At 70.5% G+C, this 312-nt stretch carries 1 protein-coding gene; it reads left to right on the plus strand.

All coding sequences use genetic code 11. The features are described 5' to 3' along the window. The coding region (locus HA073_RS30270) for an acyltransferase domain-containing protein (RefSeq protein WP_166457873.1) at positions 1–312 on the plus strand (312 nt) is incomplete at both ends.

The raw sequence follows: 312 nt of genomic DNA on the forward strand, positions 1-312 counted from the left end.
GCGTACGTGTCGGGGATGTTGTCGCTGTCGGATGCCTGTTCCCTGGTGGCGGCGCGGGGTCGGTTGATGCAGGCGTTGCCGGCTGGCGGTGTGATGGCGGCGGTGGGTGCGTCGGAGGAGGCTGTCGCCGAGTTGCTCGGCGGGTCGGGCGCGGTCGTGGACATCGCGGCGGTCAACGGTCCCGCGTCGGTGGTCGTCTCGGGCGCGGCCGATGAGGTGGCCTCGGTGGTGGGGGCCTGCCGTGAGCGGGGTTGGCGGGTCAAGGAACTGGCGGTCAGTCACGCGTTCCATTCGCGGTTGATGGATCCGATG

The organism is Micromonospora sp. CMU55-4 (assembly GCF_011602315.1).
Taxonomy (GTDB): Bacteria; Actinomycetota; Actinomycetes; order Mycobacteriales; family Micromonosporaceae; genus Micromonospora; species Micromonospora chalcea.